At 46.3% G+C, this 3399-nt stretch carries 3 protein-coding genes, 1 tRNA gene and 1 pseudogene; 3 read left to right on the top strand and 2 right to left on the bottom strand.

Annotated elements, in window-relative coordinates:
• Window positions 1–311 (top strand): annotated as a pseudogene (locus CIK04_RS02675) (IS4 family transposase); the annotation flags it as partial.
• Window positions 312–347: 36 nt separating this feature from the next.
• Here CIK04_RS02675 and asd read toward each other — a convergent pair.
• Both asd and rsgA read right to left on the bottom strand, forming a co-directional pair.
• Complete coding sequence (gene asd / locus CIK04_RS02670) at window positions 348–1205, bottom strand: archaetidylserine decarboxylase (RefSeq protein WP_017419732.1); 858 nt, start codon at window positions 1203–1205, stop codon at window positions 348–350.
• 108 nt (window positions 1206–1313) lie between these two features.
• Entirely contained in the window at window positions 1314–2372 is a 1059-nt protein-coding gene (gene rsgA / locus CIK04_RS02665; RefSeq protein ID WP_097353716.1) for a small ribosomal subunit biogenesis GTPase RsgA, read from the bottom strand.
• A gap of 131 nt (window positions 2373–2503) precedes the next feature.
• Here rsgA and orn point away from each other — a divergent pair, with 131 nt between their 5' ends.
• Complete coding sequence (orn, locus tag CIK04_RS02660; RefSeq protein WP_011079270.1) at window positions 2504–3049, top strand: oligoribonuclease; 546 nt, start codon at window positions 2504–2506, stop codon at window positions 3047–3049.
• Between the two features lie 156 nt (window positions 3050–3205).
• Window positions 3206–3281: transfer RNA gene (locus tag CIK04_RS02655), tRNA-Gly, on the top strand.
• Window positions 3282–3399 lie beyond the last annotated feature (118 nt).

Here is a 3399-nt window from a genome sequence, read left to right as displayed (position 1 = left end):
TCTATCAAGAGTTATGGGGGCTGTTGCTTGGTTATAACTTGGTAAGACGAGAAGCCAGTCAAGCGGCCGTAGCACATGGTCGAATGGCCAATGAAATCAGTTTTAAATACGCTTGTCAGTTCATCGCTAGTCAACTGAAAGTAATGAGCAAAGCGGTATCTCCAGGTAATACACCGAAGCGTCTAAAAAGTCTGCGCGGAGACTTATCCATCCTTTTTATAGACAAACGCCCTAAGCCAAATCGGCCTAGGGCGGTAAAAATATCAAAGACCCGATATCCTGTTAATCGCAAGGCAGCTCCTCTTAAGTGAACTACATTGCAACGTTTGTTGGGGCTTAAAATAAACTTATTGCTGGTGGGCGTATGGGGTTCCCATCACCGTTGGTTGGCCATTGGCCATCGACTCATCAAAACGAATCGCATCTTTCGCAAAAAGGTTAATGACGGTTGAACCGAGTTTGAAGCGACCCATTTCTTCGCCCTTCTTCAAGATAACCGCATTGTTACCAGAAGCTGGATAATCCCATTTGTATACCGTATTGCCACGAGGTGGGGTAATGGTACCCGCCCATACTTGTTCAATACTGCCAACAATGGTCGCACCAACAAGCACTTGAGCCATCGGGCCAAACTCAGTATCAAAGATACACACCACGCGCTCATTGCGAGCAAATAGGTTGGGTACATTCTCTGCTGTCAGCGGATTCACCGAGAAAAGATCACCAGGAACGTAAATCATTTGGCGCAGAGTACCATTGCATGGCATGTGCACACGGTGGTAATCACGAGGTGACAGATACAAGGTCGCAAAGCTACCGTCTTTAAATTCTTCAGCAAGAGCAGCGTCACCGCCTAACAGCTCTTGTGCAGAGAAGTCATGCCCTTTCGCTTGAATCAATTGGCCGTTGGTAATTGGGCCAAACTGGCTGACGCAAGCATCCGCAGGGTGTGTAATAACCGCTTCATCTTGAGTAATTGGACGTGCGCCTTCTTTTAGCTCACGCACAAAAAACTCGTTGAAGGTTTTATAGTGCTTAGGATCGGCGTGTTTCGCTTCGTCCATATTGACGTTGTACTGCTTGATAAACCAGCGAATGATCGCTGTGGTCAGGCTGCCTGCTTTGGCAGAAGCCAATTTACCCACTAGGCGAGTCAGGCCATGTTGTGGGATCCAGTACTGCAGTCCAACTTTAATCTTATCCATTATAAATACCGATGATGTCTGTTTGATTCTTGTTTCGGGCGCGTGATGTTACTGAAAATTATTCCACTTGTCAGTAATCGGTGACGAAAACTTACACAACAATACGCTTTATAAGTCCGCTTTCTTGTTGCGCGAATATTGGCGATTGGCTTTATTCTCCGCCATGCTTTCAATAATGCGATGGTAATTATCGTAGCGCACTTCGCTGATCTCACCATTTTCTACAGCCTCGCGAATGATGCAGCCTGGGTCATCTGCGTGCTTGCAATCTCGGAACTTGCAGCCGCCCAAGTATGGACGAAACTCAAGATAGGCTTTGGTGATCTCTTCTGGCTCTAAGTGCCAGAGTCCAAACTCACGAACCCCTGGAGAGTCGATCAAGTTACCACCTGACGGAATGTGGTACAGGCGCGCCGCTGTTGTCGTATGTTGGCCCAAACCGGATTGTTCGGAAACTTCCCCTTCTTCGATATCCAACTCAGGAATGAGTGCATTCACCAAGCTCGACTTACCCACGCCTGATTGTCCGACGAAGATATTGATGCGATCTTGCAATTGCGCTTCGAGCTCTGCAATGCCAGCGCCAGAGCGCTTGCTCACATAAAGGATCTTGTAGCCAATTTTCTCATAGTCAGCCAACCACTCACGATACGTAGCGAGCTCGGCGTCTTGCAACAAATCGATTTTGTTTAACACCAACAGCGGCTCGATACCGAGGGTTTCTGCTGCAATCAAGTAGCGATCAATGATGTTGAGTGACAACTCTGGCAGCACCGATGAGACAATGACCATTTGATCAATATTGGCCGCAACGGGTTTTAAACCATCGTAGTAGTCAGGTCGAGTTAACACGGAAGTACGCGGCTCTACGGCTTCAACCACGCCTGAAATTCCAGCCATTGACTCTAAGCCTTTGCGCCAAATGACCTTGTCACCGGAAACCAGTGATTCAATACCACGACGCAAATTACAGCGCTCAATCAGCCCGGTTTCGGCATCTTCAATATCTGCGTGTTGACCGAAACGTGTGATCACTAGCCCTCTGCGGCTATCGCCCAACATTGCTTCATCCCATTGAATGGTGTCGCCTTGTTTCTTCAGTCTTTTTTGTTGGTTGTCGCGTACACGACGCACTTGACCCTGAGTTAACTTCTTCTTTTTTGCCACGATATCTACTTTATTTGTTCGCTGATAACGAGCTAAGTATGACGACTTTCGCTACATTATCGAAGTATCTTGTTATTACTATTTTGAGGTATAGTACCTCTTTTAGCAGCAAACAAATAGGCAACTCATCTATGTCCTTTAGCGATCAGAACTTAATTTGGATCGATCTTGAGATGACAGGCTTGGATCCTGACGTTCATAAAATTATTGAAATAGCGTCTATCGTCACCGATAGCGAGCTAAACATCTTAGCCGAAGGACCGGTACTTGCGATTCATCAGTCAGAAGAGGAACTCGCAAAAATGGATGAGTGGTGTACCAATACACACACGGGTAGTGGTCTCGTAGAGCGAGTGCGTGGTAGTCAAATTACTGAGCAAGAGGCGGTTGAACAAACCATCGCTTTCTTAGAAAAGTGGGTACCTAAAGGAGTATCGCCAATCTGCGGTAACAGCATTGGGCAAGATCGTCGTTTTTTGTACCGCCATATGCCTGAGCTTGAAGGCTATTTTCACTACCGTTATATCGACGTCAGTACTTTGAAAGAATTGACTAGAAGATGGAATCCGGAAGTATTGAAAGGTTTTTCTAAGCAGGGCACTCACCTAGCACTCGACGATATTCGTGAATCTATTGCAGAACTCAAGTTCTATCGCCAAACCATTTTTAAGATTTAGCATTGATTTCATGCGGCAGGGCGATGAATTTTTAGCTGCTTTGTGCGCTTTTTCATCGAACGGAAAAAATTTAAGGATTTTTTCAACGAAGGACTTGCATCACAAAAAAATGCTCTTATAATTCGCAGCCCTGAACGACGTAAAACGTTGTTGATTGCGACACTAGCTCAGTTGGTAGAGCGCAACCTTGCCAAGGTTGAGGTCACGAGTTCGAACCTCGTGTGTCGCTCCAAATTTAGAAGTGATGAGACCGCAGACGAGGAACCTCGTGCCCAGGCTGGTCGCGTTACTCCAGATTACAGTTCTCATCGTACTTAACGATGACATGCGACACTAGCTCAGTTGGTAGA

Source organism: Vibrio sp. 03_296, assembly GCF_002265885.1.
This window is presented reverse-complemented; position numbering and strand designations above follow the sequence as displayed.